Origin of the sequence: Micromonospora sp. C97 (assembly GCF_018070385.1) — a bacterium.
In the GTDB taxonomy this organism is placed as follows: domain Bacteria; phylum Actinomycetota; class Actinomycetes; order Mycobacteriales; family Micromonosporaceae; genus Micromonospora; species Micromonospora parva.
This window is the reverse complement of the sequence record NZ_JAGPXU010000024.1, coordinates 60,901-83,962: the sequence shown is the minus strand read 5'-3', so window position 1 is coordinate 83,962 and position 23,062 is coordinate 60,901. Positions and strand designations below refer to the sequence as shown.

The following is a 23,062-nucleotide window of genomic DNA, read 5'->3' as shown; positions in this document are numbered from 1 at the left end:
CCGGCGACCGAACCACCGTCCGGAGGCGCTCCGGAGCAGGCCGCGCCGCTGCCGCCGTCCGCGCCACCGCAGCTGCCGCTCTGGCCGTTGTCGATGATGTTCGGCCTGGTGCCACTGTGGTGGCTGCTCGGCGCGTTCTACCTCGGCTGGCCGCTGCTGGGCGCGCTGCTGTTCGCGTTGCTGCTCACCCGGGGGCGGGTGCCGCTGCCGCCGGCGGCCGGCATCTGGCTGCTCTTCCTCGCCATCGTGGTGGTCAGCGCCACCCAACTGTCGTCGCCCGCCTCGCTGCTCACCTTCGCCCTGCGCCTGGCCTTCTACCTGACCGCGCTGGTGGTCGGCGTCTACGTCTACGCCGCCGCCCGGGAACGCTCCAGCCTGGTGGCGGTGCTCACCCCGCTCTGCACGTTCTGGTTCGGGCTGGTCGCGCTGGGCTGGCTCGGGGTGCTGGTGCCCCGGCTGGCCATGACGACCCCGATGGAGGTGCTGCTGCCCGGCGGGGTGGCCGGCACCCCGTTCATCCAGGACATGGTGCACCTCACCACGGCTGAGTACAGCGCCCGCTCGCTGAACCCGATCTACCGGCCGGCGGCGCCGTTCGCGTACACCAACAACTACGGCAGCGCGTACGCCATGACCCTGCCGTGCGTGGTGGCCTTCGCCATGCTGCGCCCGCGCGGGTTGCTGCGCTGGGCGCTGCTGGCGTCGCTGCCGCTGTCGCTGGCACCGGCGTTCCTCACCCTCAACCGGGCGATGTTCCTCAGCCTCGGCGCCGGGCTGGCGGTGCTCGGGGTGCGGGCCAGCCTGCGCGGCAACGTCCGGGTGGCCGCGTCGATCGTCGGGGTGGTGGTGATCGGCGCGCTGGCCACACTGTTCATTCCCATCACCGAGCTGATCAGCAGACGGGTCGACTCCAGTGACACCAACACCGACCGGCTCTCGCTCTACACCGAGGTGATCCGCCGGGTGCAGGAGTCACCGTGGTTGGGCTACGGCGCTCCGGTGAACGTCGACACCGTGTCGGCGGCCGCGCCGATCGGCACCCAGGGGCAGTTGTGGATGGTGCTGTTCAGCCATGGCGTACCCGCGCTTCTCTGCTTCCTGGCGTGGTTCGGGGCCGCCGCGGTGATCTGCGCGCGGGCGAAATCGGCGGCCGGGCAGTGGTTGGCGGTGGTGCCGGTGGTCTGCCTCGTGCAGATCCCGTTCTACGGCATGGCGAACCAGAACCTGGCGGTCGCGTTCTTCGCCGTCGCCTTCGCGATGGCGCTGACCGAACGCGAACGGCTGACCCGGCTGGTCGGGGCGTCGCCGGCGGCCCCGCGCACCGTGACGGTGCCCGCATGACCGCCGTCACCCGACCACCGGCCGGTGCCGACGGGGGCCGGCCGCCGTCCGGCCCCGCCCAGGACCAGGCCACACCGTCGCCCGCCGGGGACGTCGGCGCGGCCGAGACCCGCCGCAGCGCGCGCAGCGGGGTGGCCGGCCTGCTGGGCGCGGCCACCAGCGGGTTGTTCGGGTTCGTGCTGGCCGTCGTGATCACCCGGGGGTACGGCACTGCCGGCGCGGGCGCGTTCTTCGCCGCGATCGGTGTCGTCACCGTGGCCACCGCGATCTGCACCCTCGGCGCGGAGACCGGTCTGATGTGGGCGCTGCCCCGGCGCACCGCCGGTGTGCGCGGTGACGCGGCGCGGATCCTCCCGGTGGCGCTGATCCCGCCCCTGCTGGCCGGGCTCCTGGTGGCCGGTGTGGGCGTGCTGGCCGCCGACGCGCTCGCGCCCCGGCTGCTGGAGGGCTCCGGCGCGAGCGGCGACACACTGCTCACCGTCACGTTCGCCGCGGTGCCGGTGGTGGTGGCGATGACTTTGCTGCTGGCGGCGCTGCGCTGCGTACGGCCCATCCGGGCGTACGTCGGGGTGCAGTTCCTGCTGCTGCCGGTCGCCCGCCCGGTGCTGGTCGGCGCCGCCGCGCTGGCCGGTGGTGGTCTGCTCGCCGGCATGACCGGCTGGTTGGTGCCGGCGGCGTTGGCGCTGCTGGTCTGCCTCACCCTCGTCGCCGGCCCGCTCGGGCTGGGCCGGGGGGCGACGCTGCGTCCACGCCGCGCCGACTGGTTGACGTTCTGGCGCTTCGCGCTGCCCCGGGCCGCCTCGGCGGCCATCGACGCCGGCAGCATGTGGGTGGGGGTGCTGCTCACCTCGGCGCTGGCCGGGCCGGCGGACGCCGGCGTGTTCGGGGCCGTCGGCCGGTACGTGCTGGCCGGTCAGTTGGCCATGCAGGGGCTGCGGGTGGCGGTGTCCCCGCAGTTGTCCCGACTGCTCGGGCGGGGCGAGCGGGCCGCCGCGGCGGCCGTGCACCGGCAGCTGACCACCTGGGGCCTGGTGTTGTCCTGGCCGGTGTACCTGCTGCTGGCGGTCTTCGCGTTGGCCTTCCTCCAGCTGTTCGGGCCGGAGTTCACCGCCGGGGTGCCGGCGATGACGGTGCTCGCGCTGGCGATGCTGGTCAACACCGGAGTGGGCAACGTGCAGAGCCTGCTGCTGATGGGCGGGCGCAGCGGCCTGCACCTGGTCGCCGCCGTGGCCGGGTTGACGGTGACCGTGTCGCTGGGTCTCTGGCTGATCCCCTTGTACGGCGCGACGGGCGCGGCGGTGGCCTGGGCGGCCGGGATCGCCACCGAGAACCTCACCGCCGCCGGGTTCGCCCGGTCGGTGGTTCGGGAGCCACTGTTCGACGCCGCGATGGTGCGTGCCGCGGTGGCCACCGTCGCCGGTGTGGGCCTGGCCGCCGGCGTCGGCGCACTGGTGGGCGGTCGCGGTCTGCCCGGCCTCGCGGTGGCGCTGGCGGTGCTGCTGGCCGGCTGCGTCGGCATGTTGACGTTGCCCCGGGTACGCGCCGGTATCCGGGGGACCATGAGGCAGATCCGTGGAGGGAACGACGCGGCCGCGGCCGCCGGACCCGCCCCGGCATCGACGAGAGGCAGGTGAGGTCCGTCGTGGTGTCCATGCGTGACCGGGTCAAGCAGTTGGTTCCGACCCAGGTGACCACCCGGGTGAAGGAGTCGCTCGTCGACTACGGCGTTCGCACCAGCGATCGCCGGCCGCTGCCGGACTTCCTGATCATCGGGACCAAACGGGGCGGCACCACCTCGCTGTGGAACTACCTCATCCAGCATCCGCTGGTGCCCCGGCTGTTCCCCGCGTGGAACACCAAGTCGGCGCACTACTTCGAGGAGCACTGGGGTCGCGGCGAAGCCTGGTACCGCTCGCATTTCCCGACCGAGCGGCAACGCGACGCCCTGGCCAAGCGGCACGGTGGGCCGGTCCGGGTCGGTGAGGCCGCCCCGCTGTACATGTTCCACCCGCTCGCCGCGCAGCGGGTCGCCGCGCTGATGCCGACGGTGAAGCTCATCGTGCTGCTGAGGGACCCGGTGGAGCGGGCGTACTCGCACTGGAAGGAACGCCGCACCCACGGCATCGAACCACTGGACTTCGCCGCCGCCCTCGCCGCCGAGCCGGAGCGTACGGCGGGGGAGCGGGAACGGCTGATCGCCGAACCGGAGTCGTTCAGCGAGCCGTACGACTGGTACACGTACCGGGCCCGGGGGCGCTACCTGGAGCACCTGGAGCCGTGGCTGGAGCGCTTCGACCGGCAGCAGATCCTCTTCCTGCCCAGCGAGGACCTGTACCGCGACTCTCGCGCGACCTACCGGCGCACCCTGGACTTCCTCGGTCTGCCGGCGTACGACCTGCCCAACTTCAAGGTCTACAACGATCGACGTTCGGCGCCGTTGGAGCCGACGGTCCGCGCTGAGCTGACCGACTACTACCGGCCGTACAACGACGCGTTGCGCCAGCGGCTCGGGCTGGACCTCGACTGGGCGGACCGGGCGGCGTGACGACCCAGGCGGGCCCGGCCACCGACCCGCGCTCCCGGGGGGACGGCCTGGGTTGGGTGAGCCGCGCGGTCTTCCCGGACGACCGGGTCGGCCTGACCGTGGCGGGCGCCCCGCCGGCCGGTCACCGGGCGGTGGCCCGGTACGCGGTGGTGCCGTCGGTCGACCGGGCCCGGTTCCTGGTGCCGTTGGGCGCGCCCCGGGCCGGGGCGGCGTCCCTGCTGGCGTACAACGCCCTGCGGCCACCGAAGGTGCGCGCGCTGCGGGCGGTGCTCGGCGGGTTGGCCCGGTTGGGTCGGGTGGGGCTCGCGCCCTTCCCGACGTTGACCGTCACGGTGCCGGCCGGGGTGCCCGCCGCGGACCTGCTGCTGAGCGAGCGGCTCTCCGCCGACCTGGGTGACACGCCACTGCTGGCCGCTTTCGGGGTCCGCCCACCCGACCCGAACGGCAAGCCCACCCTGCAGCTCTTCGACGCCGACGGGCGTCCGCGCGGCTACGCGAAGATCGGCTGGAATGACGCGACCCGCGCGCTGGTCAGCGCGGAGGCGGCGGCGCTGCGGGCGTTGCCCGCGGTGGCCGACGTCGCCGACCACCCGACGCCGCCGAGGCTGCTCGCCGAGGTGTCCTGGGCGGGCCAGGTGGTCGCGGTGATCGAGCCGTTGCCTCCCGCGGTTCGCGGTGTGCCGGTGGACGACCCACCACGGATCGCCGCGCTGCTCGCCGTCGCCCGGCGCGGCGGCCCGGCAGGCACCCCTCGTCCGCTGCTCGACTCGGCCTTCCTGCACCGGCTGGGCGATCAGGCCGGCCGGGCCGCGGCGACCGAGCCGGGCGGTGCGCGGGCGGTCGCCGCGGTCTGCGCGCTGGCCCGCCGGCACGGCGACACCAGTGTCGAGTTCGGTCACTGGCACGGCGACTGGGTGCCGTGGAACCTGGGCTGGCACGCCGGCCGGTTGGTCGCCTGGGACTGGGAGCACAGCGGGCCGGACGTGCCGGTCGGTTTCGACCTGGCGCACGACGCGTTCCAGCGCGCGCTCGTGCTGCGGGGGGAGCCGGCGGAGGTCGCCGCGTCGGCCGTCGACGGGTATCTGAGCCGGCACGGTGAGCGGCTCGGTCTCGACGCGGCGCAGCGCCGGCTCGTCGCCGACGCGTACCTGGTGGAGATGTGGTTGCGGACCTGGCGGCTGGCCGACGCGGGCGCGGGCTGGAACGCCGCACTGCATCCCGCACTGTTGGACGTCATCGAGAAAAGACATAGCGGCTGATCGGGAGGAATCGCGGCGGCGCAGGCACGCCGCAGAGTAACGACAAAATCGCAGGTGGTCATGACGATCGATGGACCTCGGACGTTCGGTGCGCCCGCACCACCTGCTGCGGAGATCGTCATCTCGGCCGGTCGCTCTATTCAACGACCGGGGATCGTGTGATCTGCTTCTGCCTGGCGTGAACTGAAATTCCAAGCGAACTTGTGGGGAGTCGCGTGGACACGAACAACGACGACAGTGGGGCACCGGTGCTGCTGCTGGTCGGCTCCAGCGGCGGGCACCTGGCCCAACTACTGGCCTTGCGGCCCTGGTACGAACGGTGGCGGCGCTGCTGGGTCACCTTCGACACCCCGGAGGCGGTGTCGCTGCTGGCCGGCGAGGACCTGGTGCCGGCACACCACCCGACCACCCGCAACGTGCCGAACCTGCTGCGCAACGCGCTGCTGGCCTGGCGTGTGCTGCGGGCGCGGCGGGTCGCCGCCGTGGTCACCACCGGCGCCGGGGTGGCGGTGCCGTTCGTGGTGCTGGCCCGGTTGCGGCGCATCCCGACCGTCTACATCGAGGTGTACGACCGGATCGACACCCCGACGCTCACCGCCCGGCTCTGCCGGCCGTTCCTGTCCGCGATGCTCGTGCAGTGGGACGAGCAGCGCCGGCAGTACCCCGAGGCGACAGTCGTCGGGACGCTGCTGTGACGGGGGAGACGGGCACCGCCTGGCGTCCGCAACCGAGCACCGAGGCGGCCCGCCTGCCGCGCCAGCGCGACAGCTCGGCGGTCGCCCAGCTGCGACTGCTGGTGGCGGTGGGCACCGACAAGCACCAGTTCGACCGGCTCGTGGACTGGCTGGCGCAGTGGCACACGCAGGCCGCCGTCCCGATCGGGCTGACCGTCCAGCACGGGCACACCCGCGCGCCCCAGGTGCCCGGCGCGGTGGCGTTCCTCGGTCACGACGCGTTGCAACAGGCGATGAGCGACGCGCACCTGGTGGTCTGCCACGGTGGCCCGGCGACCATCCTGGAGGCCCGCCGGCACGGCCACCTGCCCATCGTGGTGCCCCGCGACCCGGCTCGCGGTGAGCACGTCGACAACCATCAGCTTCTCTTCGCCCGCCGGCTCGGCGCCGCCGGGCTGGTGGCGCTCTGCGAGACCCGGGAGGCGCTGCACGACGCGCTGACCGCAGGGGTGGCCGACCCATCCCGGTACGCGGTGGCCGCCGACCCGCAGGCACACGAGGCACAACGGGCGGCGGTGGCCCGGGTCGGGCAGATCATCGACGACCTGGTGGCCCGTTCGACCCCGCGCCCACCCCGGTGGCGGGCCTGGTCCCGGCCGCGTCCGGGTACGGAGGAGATTCGATGACCCAGCAGCCGAGCGTCAGCGTCGTGGTGCCCACCCGGGACCGCCCCGAGCTGCTGCGGGCGGCGGTGCGCGCGATCCTGGCGCAGGACTACCCGGGCCCGATCGAGGTCGTGGTGGTGTTCGACCAGTCCGCGCCCGACGAGTCGTTGACAGCGCTGGGCAGCGACCCGACCCGCGTGGTACGCGTGATCAGCAACACCCGTACCGCCGGGTTGGCCGGGGCGCGCAACAGCGGCACCCTCGCGGCCGAGGGTGAGCTGGTCGCGTTCTGCGACGACGACGACGAGTGGCTGCCCGGCAAGCTGGCCGCCCAGGTCGACGCGTTGGCCGGTGATCCGGCCGCCGAGTTCGTCTGCTGCGGCATCCGGGTCACCTATGACGGGCACACCGTCGACCGGGTGCTCGACAAGGACCGGATCACCCTGGACGACCTGTTGCGCGACCGGATGACGGAGCTGCACCCGTCGACCTTCCTGATCCGCGCCACCGCGCTGCGCGACGGGTTCGGGCTGGTCGACGAGGAGATTCCGGGCAGCTACGCGGAGGACTACGAGTTCCTGCTGCGGGCCGCGCGCAGCGCGCCGCTGATCAACCTGCGGACGCCGTCGGTGCTGGTCCGCTGGCACAAGCGCTCGTACTTCGCGCAGCGCTGGGACACCATCTCGGAGGCGTTGCAGTGGTTGCTGCGGCGTTATCCGGAGTTCGCCGGTCAACCGGCCGGCGAAGCCCGGGTGGCAGGGCAGATCGCGTTCGCCCAGGCCGCCGCCGGCGACCGCCGGGGCGCGCTGCGCTGGGCCCGGCGCACCCTGCGCAGCAACCCCCGGGAGCCGCGCGCCTACCTGGCCCTCGCCGTCGCCGGTCGGGTGGTCCGGGCCGACGCGGTGCTACGCACCCTGCACAAGCGCGGTCGGGGGATCTGAGCCGCCGTCGACGGGTGCGGGGCACAGGACGTCCGGCTCAGCGGGCGGCGGCGTCCGCTGGGCGGGACGGTCCGGGGAGCGTGCCGCGCCGGTGGCGGGCCGTGACAGACTGACCGCTGTGTTGCGTTGGCTGACTGCAGGTGAATCGCACGGTCCCGCCCTCGTCGCGATGCTGGAGGGGGTGCCGGCCGGCATCGAGGTGACCACCACCGAGATCGCCGACGAGCTGGCCCGTCGCCGGCTGGGTTACGGCCGGGGTGCCCGGATGTCGTTCGAGCGGGACGAGGTCGAGCTGCTCGGCGGCCTGCGGCACGGCGTCACCCTGGGCAGCCCGGTGGCGATCCGGGTCGGCAACTCCGAGTGGCCGAAGTGGCAGACCGTGATGGCCGCCGACCCGGTCGACCCGGACGAGCTGGCCCGCCAGGCGCGCAACGCCCCGCTGACCCGCCCCCGGCCGGGCCACGCGGACCTGGCCGGCATGCAGAAGTACGGCCACACCGACGCCCGGCCGATCCTGGAGCGCGCCAGCGCCCGGGAGACGGCCGCCCGGGTGGCGGTCGGCACTGTCGCGAAGGCGCTGATCCGGCAGGCGCTCGGCATCGAGATCGTCTCGCACGTCGTCGAGTTGGGCCCGGTGGCCGCGAAGCCGGGGCTGCGCCCCACTCCGTCGGACACCGCCCGGATCGACGCCGACCCGCTGCGCTGCCTCGACCCGGAGGCCAGCGCCCTGATGGTCGCCGAGGTCGACGCCGCGAAGAAGGCCGCCGACACCCTCGGTGGCGTGGTCGAGGTGCTGGCGTACGGGGTGCCGCCGGGGTTGGGCAGCCACGTGCAGTGGGACCGCAAGCTCGACGCCCGGCTGGCCACCGCGCTGATGTCCATTCAGGCGATCAAGGGCGTGGAGATCGGTGACGGCTGGCAGCAGGCCCGATCCCGTGGCTCGGAGGCGCACGACGAGATCATCCCGTCGGCGACCGGCGTGCGCCGGGTCACCGACCGGGCCGGCGGGCTGGAGGGCGGCATCACCACCGGTGAGCCGCTGCGGGTCCGCGCCGCGATGAAGCCGATCTCCTCGCTGAACCGGGCGCTGGCCACCGTGGACGTCGCCACCGGCGAGCCGGCCACCGCCATCAACCAGCGCTCCGACGTGTGCGCGGTGCCCGCCGCGGCGGTGGTCGCCGAGGCGATGGTGGCGCTGGTGCTCGCCGAGGCGGCCACCGAGAAGTTCGGCGGTGACTCGGTCACCGAGATCCGCCGCAACGTGGCCGGTTACCTCGACGCGCTGGTCATCCGCTGATGGCACCGGTGGTCGTGCTGGTCGGCGCGCCCGGTTGCGGCAAGACCACCGTCGGGCGGGCGCTCGCCGCGACGCTCGGCGTGGAGTTCCGGGACACCGACATCGACATCGAGCAGATGGCCGGTAAGCCGATCCCGGAGATCTTCATCGACGAGGGTGAGGCGCACTTCCGTACCCTGGAACGGGCCGCCGTGGCCGCGGCGCTGGCCGCCGGCACCGGAGTGCTCGCCCTCGGCGGCGGCGCGGTGCTGGCCGAGGAGACCCGGGCCGCGCTGATCGGGCACCGGGTGGTGCACCTCTCGGTCGAGCTGCCCGACGCGGTGAAGCGGGTCGGGCTCGGCGCCGGACGCCCGCTGTTGGCGATCAACCCGCGGGCCACCCTCAAGCACCTGCTGGACCAGCGCCGGCCGCTCTACGCCGAGGTGGCCACGGAAACGGTGATCACCGACGGCCGAACCCCGGCCGAGGTCGTCGCCGAGCTCACCGCCCTGCTCCCGCGCTAACCCCCCCGTCGTTGTCGCCCCCCTCTTGCGCCGATCTTGCACTTTCTGCCCCGGCATAAGGGGCAGTTGCGCCCATGTCGCCAACCGGAAGCGCAAGATCGGCGCAGGGGGCGGGGTCTGGGTCAGCTGTGGGCTATCTGGTCGAGGATGTCGGCGAGGGCCTTCGGCTCGCTGAGCATCGGCCAGTGCCCGGTGGGCAACCCGTGCAGCTGGCCGTCGGTCAGCTCGGTGAAGAACGGGTGCTCCTGTCGGATCATCTGCCGCACCACGTCGAGCGGGATGGTGCTGGCGACCAGCGCGGTCGGCACCGAGCGCCCGCCGGTGCGTCGGACCGGGTCGGTGGCGGTCCGCAGCGGCTGCGGGGTGGCCCGGGTGCGCAGCAGCGCGAGCGTCGGCTCGTCGAGGCCGGCCAGGTTGGTCGGGTCGGCGGCCGGTTCCCAGGCGGGCGGCGGCAGCAGGTGCCCGGTGCCGATCGCCTCGCGCAGCCGCTGCTGCTCCTCCGGCGGCAGCGTGTCGAACTGCGCCGTGCCGTCCGGCAACGGTCCACTCTCCACATAGACGACCCGGGCGATCCGGTCCGGGACGCGGTCCGCGGCCTGGGCTGCCGGCATCCCGCCGCCGGAGTGCCCGACCAGCAGGACGTCGCGCAGGTCCTCGACCTCGATCAGCCGGACGATGTCGGTGGTGTGCGTGTCCAGGCTGACCTGGGGCCCGGCGAGGTGGTCGCGTTCGGCCAGCCCGGTCAGTGTCATCGGGTGGACCTCGTGCCCCTGCGACCGCAGCGCGGCGGTCACGTCCCGCCACGCCCAGGCGCCCAGCCAGAACCCCGGGACCAGCACGAATGTCGCCATCTGTCGCTCCTTTGCTCGGTTACCGCTAGACCGTACGATCGAATCCGGACAGGATCCGCCCGGTTTGGAGGAGTGGCCCGTGTCACATCCCGCAGGTCGGGTGCTGGCCCTGCTGGAACTGCTGCAGGGCCGGCACCGGTCGACGGCCGCCGACCTCGCCGGCCAGCTCGGCGTGGACGAGCGGACCGTGCGCCGGTATGCGACAACGCTTGTCGAGCTGGGCATCCCCGTCACCGCCGACCGGGGTCGCCACGGCGGCTACCGGCTGCACCCCGGCTACAAGCTGCCGCCGCTGATGCTCACCGACGACGAGGCGGTGGCCGTGCTGCTCGGTCTCGTCGTCGCCGAACGGGTCGGGCTCGCCACCGAGCAGCCCGCCACCGCCAGCGCGCTGGCGAAGATCCGCCGGGTGCTGCCGGCGGCGCTCGCCGACCGGCTCGCTGCCGTCCAGGAGCATCTGGGCTTCACCCTGCGTCGCCCGGAAGCGGAACGCGGACCGGCGTCGGGCACCCTGCTCGCGCTGGCCTCGGCCGCCCGGCACCGGCAGCGGGTGGCGCTGGACTACCGCTCCTGGCGGGGCGAACGATCGCACCGCGAGCTCGACCCGTACGGGTTGGTCTTCCACGCCGGCCGCTGGTACGTCACCGGCCACGATCACCGGCGCGGGGAGGTCCGGACCTTCCGGCTGGACCGGATCGGCGCGGTGACGCCCGGCCTGGCGACGTTCACCGTGCCGGACGGTTTCGAGGCGGTGGCCTTTGTGACCCGGTCGCTGGCCGGGGTGCCGTACCCGCACGAGGTCGAGGTGGTGCTGGAGACCGACCTGGTGGCCGCCCGCCGCCGGATCCCGCCCAGCGTGGCCGAGTTGACCGTCACCACCGACGGGGTGCTGCTGCGGGCCCGGGCGGAGAGCCTGCCCGGGATGGCCGCGCTGCTCGCCGGGCTGGGCTGTCCGTTCACCGTGCGGCGTCCGGACGCGCTGCGCGTCGCGGTGGCCGAGCACGCCCGCCGGTTGGCCGACTGGGCGGCCCGGCCAGCAGGTGGACAGCCGCCGTCGCCGCGCCGCCCACTGGACTAGGCTGCCGGCGATGGACGAGGTGACCCGGATTCCGGTCGGCGGCGAGCGGCCGTACGACGTCTTGGTGGGACGTGACCTGCTGGGCGCGCTGCCTGGCCTGCTGCCCGGCGCGACGCGGGTGGCGGTGCTGCACGCGCCTCCGCTCAAGGCCCTCGCGGACGCGCTCGGCGAGCGGCTGCGCGCCGCCGGCGTCGAGCCGCTGCCGATCGAGGTCCCCGACGCCGAGTCGGGCAAACACATCGACGTGGCCTCCGCCTGCTGGGACCGGCTGGGGGCGGCGGGCTTCACCCGTACCGACGCGGTGGTCGGGGTGGGCGGCGGCGCGGTCACCGACCTGGCCGGCTTCGTCGCGGCCTGCTGGTTGCGGGGGGTGCGCTGGGTGCCGGTGGCGACCTCGCTGCTGGGCATGGTCGACGCCGCGGTGGGCGGGAAGACGGGCATCAACACGGCCGCCGGCAAGAACCTGGTCGGCGCGTTCCACCCGCCGGTCGGGGTGCTGGCCGACCTGGCCACGCTGGACAGCCTGCCCGCTGTCGACCTGGCGGCCGGGTTGGCCGAGGTCGTCAAGTGCGGGTTCATCGCCGACCCGACGATCCTGGATCTCGTCGAGGCCGACCCGGTGGCCGCCACCGACCCGCGTGCGGCGGTGAGCCGGGAGCTGATCGAACGGGCGATCCGGGTCAAGGCCGACGTGGTCGCCGGCGACCTGCGCGAGTCGGGCCTGCGGGAGGTGCTCAACTACGGTCACACCCTGGCCCACGCCATCGAGCAGCACGAGGGCTACCGCTGGCGGCACGGTCACGCCGTCGCCGTCGGTCTGGTGTACGCGGCCACGCTGGCCCGCCTCGCCGGGCGGCTGGACGCGCCGACCGCCGACCGGCACCGGGTCACGTTGACCGCGCTGGGCCTGCCGGTGAGCTACCCGGTCGACGCCTGGCCGCAGCTACTGGCCGCGATGCGGGTGGACAAGAAGACCCGGGGCAGTCGGCTGCGCTTCGTGGTGCTCGACGGGCTGGCCCGCCCGGCAATGCTGGAGGGTCCGGACGACGCGTTGCTGGCGGCGGCGTACCAGGAGGTGGCCAGCCCGTGAGCGCGAGGAGTGAGCCGGGTTTGCGAGCCCCGCAGTCGCGAACGACGGAGGCACCGTGAGGGTCTACGTGCTGAACGGGCCGAACCTGGGCCGGCTGGGCACCCGTGAGCCCGACGTGTACGGCGCGACCACCTACGCCGACCTGGTGGCGCTCTGCGAGACCACCGGTCGGGAGCTGGGGCTGACGGTGACGGTCCGGCAGACCGACGCCGAGCACGAACTGCTCGGCTGGCTGCACACCGCCGCCGACGAGGGCGCCGCGGTGGTGCTCAACCCGGCCGCCTGGTCGCACTACTCGTACGCCGTGCGGGACGCCTGCGCGATGCTGCGCGGGCCGTTGGTGGAGGTGCACATCTCCAACATCCACACCCGTGAGGAGTTCCGGCACCACTCGGTGGTGTCGGCGGTGGCGACCGGTGTGATCTGCGGTCTGGGCATTGACGGCTATCGCCTCGCCCTGCACCATCTGGCCAGCCGCTGAGGGCCCACCGACTGAGCGCTCCGAACGCGGGGCGGTCCGATTCGACGCAGCTTGTAGACTTGCCAGGTCTGTCCGCCAATTGATGATCAAGGCAGGAAATGGCCTCCACCAACGACCTCAAAAACGGCCTGGTACTCAACCTGGATGGCGAGCTGTGGGCCGTCGTCGAGTTCCAGCACGTCAAGCCCGGTAAGGGTGGTGCCTTCGTGCGCACCACGCTGAAGAACGTGCTGTCCGGGAAGGTGGTCGACAAGACCTTCAACGCGGGCACCAAGGTCGAGACCGCGACCGTTGACAAGCGCACGATGCAGTACCTGTACGCCGACGGCGAGGACTTCGTCTTCATGGATCTGGAGACCTTCGACCAGATCACCGTGCCCGGTGGCACCGTCGGTGAGGCAGCCAACTACCTGCTTCCCGAGGCGGAGGCGACCGTCGCCCAGCACGAGGGTGTGCCGCTCTACATCGAGCTGCCCACCAGCGTCGTGCTGGAGGTCACCTACACCGAGCCGGGCCTGCAGGGCGACCGTTCGACCGGCGGCACCAAGCCGGCGACCGTGGAGACCGGCGCCACCGTGCCGGTTCCGCTGTTCATCACCACCGGCGAGAAGATCAAGGTCGACACCCGCGACGGCCGTTACCTCGGCCGCGCCTGATGGCTGAGGGTGCCAAGCAGCAGATGCCGGCGCGCCGCAAGGCGCGCAAGCGGGCGCTGGATGTCCTCTACGAGGCCGACCTTCGGGACAAACCTCCGGTCGAGGTGCTCGCCGGCTACGTGCAGCGGATCGAGCAGCCCCGGCCGGAGCATCTGGGCTACGCGGTGGGCCTGGTCGAGGGCGTCGCCGAGCACCTCAACCGGATCGACGAGCTGATCGCCAGCTACGCCGAGGGTTGGACGCTGGAGCGGATGCCGGTCGTCGACCGCAATCTGGCCCGGATCGCCGTCTACGAGTTGCTCTACGTCGACGAGATCGACGACGCGGTGGCGATCAGCGAGGCCGTGGAACTGGCCCGGCAGATGTCGACCGACGATTCGCCGCGCTTCCTCAACGGGGTGCTCGGCCGGATCGCCGAGTACGCCACCCGCTGAGCGTCGCGCCGACGAACGCCGCAACACGAAGGGGCCCGTGCCATCCGGCACGGGCCCCTTCGGTGCAGCGGTGGATCAGGAGGCGAAGAACGCCCGGGGGTCGGCCACCAGCACGCCGTGCTCGGTGAGCCGCTCGATCAGACCCGACGGTGAGGCGTCGTAGACGATCGCGAGGGCCCGCAGGTCGTCGGCGCGGATGGAGAGCACCCGACCGTTGTAGTCGCCGCGCTGCTGCTGGATGGCGCGGGCGTAGCGGGCCACGTAGGCCAGGTCCTCGGAGGCCTCGTCGTAGAGCCGCTCCAGGTCCAGGACAATCTTGCTGGTGGGCTCGTGACGGACGCCACTGCCGTCAGGCAGCAGCTCCGAGACGGGTACGCGGTAGAACTCGGCCAGCTCGGCCAGACGGGACACCGTCACGGCCCGGTCGCCACGCTCGTACGAGCCGACCACCACGGCCTTCCACCGCCCGTTCGACTTCTCCTCCACACCCTGCAGGGAGAGACCCTGCTGCTGGCGGATGGAGCGCAGGCGGGCGCCCAGAGACTTGGCGTATTCAGAGGGCATTCGGACACTCCCAGTGCTGCTCGGGGTTCTCCCGTCGATCGCTACGGAGCGTGACGGTACGGGGAATGCGACACGTGGTCAAGTGGTCGTGACCCTACCGTTGGGGAGCGTCCGGGAAGTTATCCCCTTTTCCCACGCCTGACCCGGTGGTCAGCAGCCGCCGTCCATCGGCCCGGTGACCACTGGTAACGTGGCGGGAGCCCCGGTCCAGGTCTGCTCAGCGGTCCGGCCGGAGGTGCCCGACATCCTTTAACGACCCGTCCCGTGAGGCGGGGAAGGAGGTCCGCCGTGGCATACCCACCGGCTGCCCGCTCGTCACCACCGCGACAACCCTCGGTGAAGGTGATCCTCGCCAGCGCCGACGTGCAACGCGTGGTCGACCGCATCGCCCACCAGATCCTGGAGAAGACCCAGGGCGCCGCGAACACGGTGCTGCTGGGGATCCCCACCCGGGGCACCCCGCTCGCCCGACGCCTCGCCGACCGGATCAGCACCTTCGAGGACGTCGTCGTCCCGGTGGGTGTGCTCGACATCACCCTGTACCGCGACGACCTCCGTCGGCACGCCACCCGCGCGGTGGGCCCGACCGAGCTGCCCTCCGGCGGGATCGACGGCAAACGGGTCATCCTGGTCGACGACGTGCTCTTCTCCGGCCGCACCGTCCGGGCCGCGCTGGACGCGCTCAACGACGTGGGCCGCCCGGCGTCGGTGCAACTGGCCGTCCTGGTCGACCGGGGTCACCGGGAGCTGCCGATCCGCGCCGACTACGTCGGCAAGAACATCCCGACCTCGCTCGCGGAGAGCGTGAAGGTGACGCTCGCCGAAACCGACGGCGTCGACGAGGTCAAGCTGTACGGGGGAGCAAACTCATGATCAAGCACCTGCTCTCCGGCGGTGACCTGGACGCCGACACCGCCACCGAGATCCTGGACACCGCCGCCGAGATGGCCACCGTCGCCGGCCGGGAGATCAAGAAGCTTCCCGCGCTGCGCGGGCGGACCGTGGTGAACCTCTTCTACGAGGACTCCACGCGGACCCGGATCTCCTTCGAGGCGGCGGCGAAGCGACTCAGCGCCGACGTGATCAACTTTTCCGCGAAGGGGTCCAGCGTCACCAAGGGCGAGAGCCTGAAGGACACCGCGTTGACCCTGCAGGCCATGGGTGCGGACGCCGTCGTCGTCCGACACCCCGCCTCCGGCGCGCCGCACCGGCTGGCCAACTGGGTGGACGGGTCGGTGGTCAACGCCGGCGACGGCACCCACGAGCACCCCACCCAGGCGCTGCTGGACGCGTACACCATGCGGGCCCGGCTGGGTCGGCTCGCCGGCCTGTCGGTGGCGGTGGTCGGGGACGTGCTGCACTCCCGGGTCGCCCGCTCCAACGTGCTGCTGCTGTCCACCCTCGGCGCCAAGGTCACCCTGGTCGGCCCGCCGACCCTCATCCCGGTCGACATCGCGGGCGCGCTCGCCCCCGGCACCGACGTCTCCTACGACCTCGACTCCGTCCTACCCAACGTGGACGTGGTGATGATGCTGCGGGTGCAGCGGGAGCGGATGAACGACTCCTACTTCCCCTCCGCCCGCGAGTACGCCCGCCGCTACGGGCTGGACGGGCCGCGGATGCGCCGGCTGCCCGAGCACGCGATCGTCATGCACCCCGGCCCGATGAACCGGGGGATGGAGATCACCCCCGAGGTCGCCGACTCACCCCGCTCCACCATCGTCGAACAGGTCACCAACGGGGTCTCCGTGCGGATGGCTGTCCTTTACCTGCTGCTCGGAGGGAACAACCGGTGACCGCGTACCTGATCACCAGCGTGAGCGTCGTCGGCGCCGCGCCGACCGACCTGCTGATCCGCGACGGCGTGGTCGCCGACGTCGGTCCCGGCCTGACCGCGCCGGACGCCACAGTCATCGACGGCACCGGTCTGGTCGCCCTGCCCGGCCTGGTCGACCTGCACACCCACCTGCGCGAGCCCGGCCGGGAGGACGCCGAGACCGTCGAGTCCGGTTCCCGGGCGGCGGCGTTGGGCGGCTACACGGCCGTGTGCGCGATGGCCAACACCTCCCCGGTGGCGGACACCGCCGGTGTGGTCGAGCAGGTCTGGCGCCTCGGCCGGGAAGCCAACCTGGTCGACGTGCAGCCGATCGGCGCGGTCACCGTCGGGCTGGCCGGCGAACGGCTGGCCGAGCTGGGCGCGATGGCCGACTCGGCGGCCCGGGTGCGGATCTTCTCCGACGACGGGCACTGCGTCGCCGACCCGAAGTTGATGCGCCGCGCCCTGGAATACGTCAAGGCGTTCGACGGGATCATCGCCCAGCACGCCGAGGAGCCCCGGCTCACCGAGGGCGCCCAGATGCACGAGGGCGAGGTCTCCACCCGGCTCGGCCTGATCGGCTGGCCGGCGGTCGCCGAGGAGGCGATCATCGCCCGGGACGTGCTGCTCGCCGAGCACGTGGGCAGCCGACTGCACGTCTGCCACGTCTCCACCGCCGGCAGCGTCGAGGTGCTGCGCCAGGCGAAGGCACGGGGGGTACGGGTGACCGCCGAGGTGACCCCGCACCACCTGCTGCTCACCGACGTCAAGGCCGAGACCTACGACCCGGTCTTCAAGGTCAACCCGCCGTTGCGGACGGCCGCTGACGTCACCGCGCTGCGCGCCGCCCTCGCCGACGGGGTGATCGACGTGATCGCCACCGATCACGCCCCGCACGCGGTGGAGGACAAGGAGTGCGAGTGGGCGTACGCCCGGCCGGGCATGCTCGGTCTGGAGACGGCCCTCTCCATCGCGCTGGACGTGCTCGGTCCCCAGTGGGACCTGATCGCCGAGCGGATGTCGCGCGCCCCCGCCCGGATCGCCGGCCTCACCGGGCACGGCGTCGACCCCGCGCCGGGTGTGCCGGCCAACCTGACAGTGATCGACCCGGCCGCCCGCCGCACCATCGAGCCGGCGGAGTTGGCCAGTCGCAGTCGCAACACCCCGTACGCCCGCATGACGCTGCCAGGTCGCATCGTGGCGACCTTCCTGCGCGGCGAGCCGACGGTCCTGGACGGAAAGGCAACCAAGTGACGCGCAGACGTTCCGCGATCCTCGTACTGGAGGACGGGCGCACGTTCCCCGGTGAGGCGTACGGGAGTGTCGGGGAGACCTTCGGCGAGGCGGTCTTCACCACCGGCATGACCGGTTACCAGGAGACGTTGACCGACCCGTCGTACCACCGGCAGGTGGTGGTGCAGACCGCCCCGCACATCGGCAACACCGGCGTCAACGGCGAGGACGACGAGTCCGGCCGGATCTGGGTGGCCGGCTACGTGGTGCGCGACCCGGCCCGGATCGGCTCGAACTGGCGCGCCACCGGCTCGCTGGAGGACCGCCTCGCCACCGAGGGTGTGGTCGGCATCAGCGGGGTGGACACCCGGGCCCTGACCCGGCACCTGCGCGAGCGCGGGGCCATGCGGGTCGGCATCTCCAGCGTCGAGACCGACCCGCAGCGTCTGCTGACCCGGGTCCGCCAGGCCCCGCAGATGGTCGGCGCGGACCTGTCCGCCGAGGTGAGCACCACCGAGCCGTACGTCGTCGAGGCGGTCGGCGAGCACCGGTTCACGGTGGCCGCACTGGACCTGGGCATCAAGCGCAACGTGCCGCGGCGGCTGGCCACCCGCGGGGTGACCACCCACGTGCTGCCGGCGTCGTCGACCATCGACGAGATGCTCGCCACCGGCGCCGACGCGATCTTCCTGTCGCCGGGCCCGGGCGACCCGGCCACCGCCGACGCGCCGGTGGCGCTGGCCCGGGAGGCGCTGCGGCGGGAGGTGCCGCTGTTCGGCATCTGCTTCGGCAGCCAGATCCTCGGTCGGGCGCTCGGCTTCGGCACCTACAAGCTGGGCTACGGCCACCGGGGGATCAACCAGCCGGTGCTCGACCGGGTCACCGGCAAGGTCGAGGTGACCAGCCACAACCACGGCTTCGCCGTCCAGGTGCCCGGTGCCGGCGTCGGCGCCGTCGTCCCCGACCAGGTGATCGACACCGACTTCGGCGGCGTTCAGGTGTCCCACGTCTGCCTCAATGACAACGTGGTCGAGGGGCTGCGGGCGATCGACGTGCCCGCCTTCACCGTCCAGTACCACCCGGAGGCGGCGGCCGGCCCGCACGACGCGGACTACCTCTTCGACCGTTTCGCCGAGCTCATCGAGGGCCGGAACCACAGCAAGGGGCGCAGCAATGCCTAAGCGGACCGATCTCAAGCACATCCTGGTGATCGGCTCCGGGCCGATCGTCATCGGGCAGGCCTGCGAGTTCGACTACTCCGGCACCCAGGCCTGCCGGGTCCTGCGCAGCGAGGGGATCCGGGTCAGCCTGGTCAACTCCAACCCGGCGACGATCATGACGGACCCGGAGTTCGCCGACGCGACGTACGTCGAGCCGATCACCCCGGAGTTCGTGGAACTGGTCATCGCCAAGGAGCGCCCGGACGCGATCCTCGCGACCCTCGGCGGGCAGACCGCGCTGAACACCGCCGTCGCCCTGCACGAGAACGGTGTCCTGGAGAAGTACGGCGTGGAGTTGATCGGCGCGAACATCGACGCCATCAACCGGGGCGAGGACCGCCAGCTCTTCAAGGAGATCGTCGCCAAGGCCGGCGTACGCCTGGGTGTCGAGGACCCGGCGGGCCTGGTGCCCCGCTCCCGGGTCTGCCACTCGATGGAGGAGGTCGAGGCGACCGTCGCCGAGCTGGGCCTGCCGGTGGTGATCCGCCCGTCGTTCACCATGGGTGGCCTGGGCTCCGGCATGGCGCACACCCCGGAGGACCTGGCCCGCATCGCCGGTGACGGCCTGGCCGCCAGCCCGGTGCACGAGGTGCTCATTGAGGAGAGCGTGCTCGGCTGGAAGGAGTACGAGCTCGAGCTGATGCGCGACCGGCACGACAACGTGGTGGTGGTCTGCTCGATCGAGAACATCGACCCGATGGGTGTGCACACCGGCGACAGCGTCACGGTGGCGCCGGCCATGACGCTCACCGACCGGGAGTACCAGCGCCTGCGTGACCTGGGCATCGCCGTGCTGCGCGAGGTCGGGGTGGACACCGGCGGCTGCAACATCCAGTTCGCGGTCAACCCGGTCGACGGCCGGATCGTCGTGATCGAGATGAACCCCCGGGTGTCGCGGTCCTCGGCGCTGGCCTCCAAGGCGACCGGCTTCCCGATCGCGAAGATCGCCGCCAAGCTGGCCATCGGCTACACCCTCGACGAGATCCCCAACGACATCACGTTGAAGACTCCGGCGGCGTTCGAGCCGTCCCTCGACTACGTGGTGGTGAAGATCCCCCGGTTCGCGTTCGAGAAGTTCCCCGGCGCGGACCCGGAGCTGACCACCACGATGAAGTCGGTGGGCGAGGCGATGAGCCTCGGGCGTAACTTCACCGAGGCGCTGAACAAGGCGATGCGCTCGATGGAGACGAAGTCGGCCGGTTTCTGGACCGTGCCGGACCCGGCGGGCGTCACCCTCGCCGACACCCTCGCCGCGCTGCGGATCCCGCACGACGGCCGGCTGTACACAGTCGAGCGGGCGCTGCGCCTGGGCGCGTCGATCGCCGAGGTCGCCGAGGCGTCCGGCGGGATCGACCCGTGGTTCCTGGACCAGATCGCCGCGCTGATCGAGTTGCGCGCCGAGATCGTCGACGCGCCGGTGCTCGACGCCGACCTGTTGCGCCGCGCCAAGCGGGCCGGTCTGTCCGACCGGCAGCTCGCCGCGCTCCGCCCGGAGCTGGCCGCCGAGGACGGCGTCCGGACCCTGCGGCACCGCCTCGACGTGCGCCCGGTCTACAAGACCGTGGACACCTGCGCGGCCGAGTTCGAGGCGACCACGCCGTACCACTACTCGACGTACGACCTGGAGACCGAGGTCGTGCCGTCGGACCGGCCGAAGGTGCTGATCCTGGGCTCCGGCCCGAACCGGATCGGGCAGGGCATCGAGTTCGACTACTCGTGCGTGCACGCGGTGCAGGCGCTGCGGTCGGCCGGCTACGAGACGGTCATGGTCAACTGCAACCCGGAGACGGTCTCCACCGACTACGACACCGCCGACCGGCTCTACTTCGAGCCGCTGACCTTCGAGGACGTCCTGGAGGTCTGGCACGCGGAGGACTCGTCCGGCCGGGCGGCCGGCGGGCCGGGGGTGGTCGGGGTGGTCGTGCAGCTCGGCGGGCAGACCCCGCTGGGGCTGGCACAGCGGCTCAAGAACGCCGGTGTGCCGATCGTCGGCACCTCCCCGGAGTCGATCCACCTGGCCGAGGAGCGGGGCGCGTTCGGCGCGGTGCTGGCCCGCGCCGGGCTGCGCGCGCCGTCGCACGGCATGGCCACCTCGTACGACGAGGCGAAGGCCATCGCCGACGAGATCGGCTACCCGGTGCTGGTCCGGCCGTCGTACGTGCTGGGCGGGCGGGGCATGGAGATCGTCTACGACGATCCGACGCTGCGCGACTACATCGGCCGGGCCACCGACATCTCCCCGGACCACCCGGTGCTGGTGGACCGGTTCCTCGACGACGCCATCGAGATCGACGTGGACGCGCTCTGCGACGCCGACGGCGAGGTCTACATCGGCGGCGTGATGGAGCACATCGAGGAGGCCGGCATCCACTCCGGCGACTCGTCCTGCGCGCTCCCGCCGATCACCCTCGCCGGCTCGCACCTCGCGGAGGTGCGCCGCTACACCGAGGCGATCGCCCGGGGCGTCGGCGTGCGGGGCCTGCTCAACGTGCAGTACGCCCTCAAGGACGACGTGCTCTACGTCCTGGAGGCCAACCCGCGCGCGTCGCGGACCGTTCCGTTCGTCTCCAAGGCCACGGCGGTGCCGCTGGCCAAGGCGGCGGCGCGGATCGCGCTCGGGGCGAGCATCGCCGAGCTGCGCGCCGAGGGCCTGCTGCCGGCCACCGGGGACGGGGGCACGATGCCCGCTGACGCCCCGGTGGCGGTGAAGGAGGCGGTGCTGCCGTTCAAGCGCTTCCGGACCCGCGCGGGCAAGGGGATCGACTCGCTGCTCGGCCCGGAGATGAAGTCGACCGGCGAGGTGATGGGCATCGACACCAACTTCGGGCACGCCTTCGCCAAGAGTCAGTCGGCCGCGTACGGGTCGTTGCCGACCGCCGGGAAGATCTTCGTCTCGGTGGCCAACCGCGACAAGCGCGGCATGATCTTCCCGATCAAGCGGCTGGCGGATCTGGGCTTCGAGATTGTCGCCACCGCCGGCACGGCCGAGGTGCTGCGCCGCCACGGCATCGCCTGTGAGCAGATCCGCAAGCACTACCAGGCCGGTGCGGGCGATGACGCGGTGTCGTTGATCGGCGGCGGCCACGTGGCGCTGGTGATCAACACCCCGCAGGGTTCCGGTGCCAGCGCCCGCTCGGACGGCTACGAGATCCGCAGCGCGGCCGTCACCGCGGACATCCCCTGCATCACCACCGTTCCCGGCGCGGCGGCGGCGGTGATGGGCATCGAGGCGCGTATACGCGGCGACATGCAGGTCCGGCCTCTGCAGGACCTGCACGCCATCCTGCGGGCGGCCCAGTGACAGTGTTCGAGCGGGCGGTACGGCCGTGGTTGTTCCGGCTCGGCGGCGGGGACGCCGAGACGGCGCACGAGTGGACGCTGCGGCGGCTGGCGGCAGTGTCGCGGCGGCCGGCCGCGCTGGCCGCGCTGCGGTCCCGGTACGCGGTCGCCGCGCCGCGCACGGTGTTCGGGGTGCGCTTCCCCAACCCGGTCGGCCTGGCCGCCGGCATGGACAAGGACGGCGCGGCGTTGCCGGCCTGGCCGGCGCTCGGCTTCGGGTTCGTGGAGGTCGGCACGGTCACCGCGCACGCCCAGCCGGGCAACCCCCGGCCCCGGCTGTTCCGGCTGCCGGCCAGCGAGGCGGTGGTCAACCGGATGGGCTTCAACAACGCCGGTGCCGCCGCGCTGGCCGCCCGGCTGGCGGCGCTGCCGCGCCCGCTCGGGGTGCCGTTGGGCATCTCGCTGGGCAAGTCCAAGGTGACACCGCTCGACGAGGCGGTCGAGGACTACCTCGCCTCGTACCGGGCGCTGCGCGGGCACGGTGACTACTTCGCGGTGAACGTGTCCTCACCGAACACCCCGGGTCTGCGGTCGTTGCAGGACCGCGCCCACCTGGACGCGCTGCTCGGCGCGCTGGTGGGGGAGAAGCCGGTGCTGGTCAAGATCGCGCCGGATCTGACCGAGGCGGCGATCGCCGAGCTGCTGGAGGTCTGCCTGGCCCGGGGCGCCGCCGGGGTGATCGCCACCAACACCACCCTGTCGCGCGACGGGCTCGCCGGCGTCGACGTCGAGCGCGGCGCGCAGGCCGGTGGTCTCTCCGGTCGGCCGCTCACCGGGCGGGCCCGCGACGTGGTCGCGTTCGTGCACCGTGAGACCGGCGGCCGGCTGCCGATCATCGGCGTCGGTGGTGTGCTGGACCCGGACGACGCGGCCCGGATGTTCGATGCCGGCGCCGCCCTGGTGCAGCTCTACACCGGCTTCATCTACCGGGGTCCGGACCTGGTGCGGGCCGCCGTCCGCGCGACCGCCGGGTCCGCGCCCCCGTCGACGGCACCGGACCCCGTCGCCGGCCGGTGACCGTAGCCAGCCTGGTGCTGACCCGGCGCAGCCGGGGTGCAGAGCCCGCTCCGCGCCA

Annotated in this window: 22 protein-coding genes; 20 read left to right on the top strand and 2 right to left on the bottom strand. The window is 72.7% G+C overall.

The window, feature by feature from the left end:
• The first annotated feature begins 48 nt into the window (after positions 1 to 48).
• The 9 genes from KBX26_RS25115 to KBX26_RS25075 all read left to right on the top strand — a co-directional run bounded on the left by KBX26_RS25115 (position 49) and on the right by KBX26_RS25075 (position 9,225).
• Complete coding sequence (locus tag KBX26_RS25115) at positions 49 to 1,341, top strand: O-antigen ligase (RefSeq protein WP_247675070.1); 1,293 nt, start codon at positions 49 to 51, stop codon at positions 1,339 to 1,341.
• Entirely contained in the window at positions 1,338 to 2,975 is a 1,638-nt protein-coding gene (locus KBX26_RS25110) for a lipopolysaccharide biosynthesis protein (RefSeq protein WP_210857830.1), read from the top strand. The genes KBX26_RS25115 and KBX26_RS25110 overlap by 4 nt, the downstream gene beginning before the upstream one ends.
• An 8-nt stretch (positions 2,976 to 2,983) precedes the next feature.
• Positions 2,984 to 3,886, top strand: coding sequence for a sulfotransferase domain-containing protein (locus KBX26_RS25105; protein WP_030335624.1), 903 nt, complete (start codon positions 2,984 to 2,986; stop codon positions 3,884 to 3,886).
• Positions 3,883 to 5,145, top strand: a complete 1,263-nt coding sequence (locus tag KBX26_RS25100; RefSeq protein WP_210866553.1) for a hypothetical protein — start codon at positions 3,883 to 3,885, stop codon at positions 5,143 to 5,145. Before KBX26_RS25105 ends, KBX26_RS25100 begins: the two co-directional genes overlap by 4 nt.
• Positions 5,146 to 5,360: 215 nt before the next feature.
• On the top strand, positions 5,361 to 5,840 hold the full coding sequence (locus tag KBX26_RS25095; RefSeq protein ID WP_030335627.1) for a polysaccharide biosynthesis protein: 480 nt from the start codon (positions 5,361 to 5,363) through the stop codon (positions 5,838 to 5,840).
• Complete coding sequence (locus KBX26_RS25090) at positions 5,837 to 6,505, top strand: glycosyltransferase (protein WP_051708748.1); 669 nt, start codon at positions 5,837 to 5,839, stop codon at positions 6,503 to 6,505. Before KBX26_RS25095 ends, KBX26_RS25090 begins: the two co-directional genes overlap by 4 nt.
• Complete coding sequence (locus KBX26_RS25085; protein WP_030335631.1) at positions 6,502 to 7,425, top strand: glycosyltransferase family 2 protein; 924 nt, start codon at positions 6,502 to 6,504, stop codon at positions 7,423 to 7,425. The genes KBX26_RS25090 and KBX26_RS25085 overlap by 4 nt, the downstream gene beginning before the upstream one ends.
• 118 nt (positions 7,426 to 7,543) lie before the next feature.
• On the top strand, positions 7,544 to 8,722 hold the full coding sequence (gene aroC, locus KBX26_RS25080; protein ID WP_030335634.1) for a chorismate synthase: 1,179 nt from the start codon (positions 7,544 to 7,546) through the stop codon (positions 8,720 to 8,722).
• A complete protein-coding gene (locus KBX26_RS25075) occupies positions 8,722 to 9,225 on the top strand; it encodes a shikimate kinase (RefSeq protein WP_030335636.1) in 504 nt (167 codons plus the stop codon). Before aroC ends, KBX26_RS25075 begins: the two co-directional genes overlap by 1 nt.
• A 122-nt stretch (positions 9,226 to 9,347) precedes the next feature.
• Here KBX26_RS25075 and KBX26_RS25070 read toward each other — a convergent pair whose 3' ends face one another.
• The gene (locus KBX26_RS25070; protein ID WP_210866552.1) at positions 9,348 to 10,076 is read right to left on the bottom strand and encodes an alpha/beta fold hydrolase; all 729 of its coding nucleotides are present in this window, start codon (positions 10,074 to 10,076) and stop codon (positions 9,348 to 9,350) included.
• 79 nt (positions 10,077 to 10,155) lie between these two features.
• Here KBX26_RS25070 and KBX26_RS25065 point away from each other — a divergent pair, with 79 nt between their 5' ends.
• From KBX26_RS25065 to nusB, 5 genes are all read left to right on the top strand, one after another.
• The gene (locus KBX26_RS25065) at positions 10,156 to 11,154 is read left to right on the top strand and encodes a YafY family protein (protein WP_210866551.1); all 999 of its coding nucleotides are present in this window, start codon (positions 10,156 to 10,158) and stop codon (positions 11,152 to 11,154) included.
• A 10-nt stretch (positions 11,155 to 11,164) separates the two neighbouring features.
• Positions 11,165 to 12,244, top strand: a complete 1,080-nt coding sequence (aroB, locus tag KBX26_RS25060; RefSeq protein ID WP_030335642.1) for a 3-dehydroquinate synthase — start codon at positions 11,165 to 11,167, stop codon at positions 12,242 to 12,244.
• Positions 12,245 to 12,299: 55 nt separating this feature from the next.
• Positions 12,300 to 12,725 (top strand): type II 3-dehydroquinate dehydratase, encoded by a 426-nt coding sequence (gene aroQ, locus KBX26_RS25055; RefSeq protein WP_030335643.1) that lies wholly within the window; start codon positions 12,300 to 12,302, stop codon positions 12,723 to 12,725.
• Positions 12,726 to 12,823: 98 nt separating this feature from the next.
• Positions 12,824 to 13,381 (top strand): elongation factor P, encoded by a 558-nt coding sequence (efp, locus tag KBX26_RS25050; RefSeq protein ID WP_007458344.1) that lies wholly within the window; start codon positions 12,824 to 12,826, stop codon positions 13,379 to 13,381.
• A 23-nt stretch (positions 13,382 to 13,404) separates the two neighbouring features.
• Positions 13,405 to 13,815 carry a transcription antitermination factor NusB gene (gene nusB, locus KBX26_RS25045; RefSeq protein WP_184188983.1) on the top strand — a complete coding sequence of 137 codons (411 nt, stop codon included), beginning with the start codon at positions 13,405 to 13,407 and terminating at the stop codon, positions 13,813 to 13,815.
• 75 nt (positions 13,816 to 13,890) lie between these two features.
• On the opposite strand, the gene KBX26_RS25040 is transcribed toward nusB, so the two are convergent.
• Entirely contained in the window at positions 13,891 to 14,379 is a 489-nt protein-coding gene (locus KBX26_RS25040; RefSeq protein ID WP_007458348.1) for a transcriptional regulator, read from the bottom strand.
• A 288-nt stretch (positions 14,380 to 14,667) separates the two neighbouring features.
• On the opposite strand from KBX26_RS25040, the gene pyrR reads away from it, so the two are divergent.
• The 6 genes from pyrR to KBX26_RS25010 are packed head-to-tail and all read left to right on the top strand — an operon-like array spanning position 14,668 to position 23,004.
• A complete protein-coding gene (pyrR, locus tag KBX26_RS25035; RefSeq protein WP_030335648.1) occupies positions 14,668 to 15,252 on the top strand; it encodes a bifunctional pyr operon transcriptional regulator/uracil phosphoribosyltransferase PyrR in 585 nt (194 codons plus the stop codon).
• Positions 15,249 to 16,175, top strand: a complete 927-nt coding sequence (locus tag KBX26_RS25030; RefSeq protein ID WP_030335650.1) for an aspartate carbamoyltransferase catalytic subunit — start codon at positions 15,249 to 15,251, stop codon at positions 16,173 to 16,175. The genes pyrR and KBX26_RS25030 overlap by 4 nt, the downstream gene beginning before the upstream one ends.
• Positions 16,172 to 17,449 carry a dihydroorotase gene (locus KBX26_RS25025; RefSeq protein ID WP_210866550.1) on the top strand — a complete coding sequence of 426 codons (1,278 nt, stop codon included), beginning with the start codon at positions 16,172 to 16,174 and terminating at the stop codon, positions 17,447 to 17,449. Before KBX26_RS25030 ends, KBX26_RS25025 begins: the two co-directional genes overlap by 4 nt.
• Positions 17,446 to 18,609, top strand: coding sequence for a glutamine-hydrolyzing carbamoyl-phosphate synthase small subunit (carA, locus tag KBX26_RS25020; RefSeq protein WP_210858684.1), 1,164 nt, complete (start codon positions 17,446 to 17,448; stop codon positions 18,607 to 18,609). Before KBX26_RS25025 ends, carA begins: the two co-directional genes overlap by 4 nt.
• Positions 18,602 to 21,949, top strand: coding sequence for a carbamoyl-phosphate synthase large subunit (gene carB, locus KBX26_RS25015; RefSeq protein ID WP_210866549.1), 3,348 nt, complete (start codon positions 18,602 to 18,604; stop codon positions 21,947 to 21,949). Before carA ends, carB begins: the two co-directional genes overlap by 8 nt.
• The gene (locus KBX26_RS25010; RefSeq protein WP_210866548.1) at positions 21,946 to 23,004 is read left to right on the top strand and encodes a quinone-dependent dihydroorotate dehydrogenase; all 1,059 of its coding nucleotides are present in this window, start codon (positions 21,946 to 21,948) and stop codon (positions 23,002 to 23,004) included. The genes carB and KBX26_RS25010 overlap by 4 nt, the downstream gene beginning before the upstream one ends.
• Positions 23,005 to 23,062: the final 58 nt, after the last annotated feature.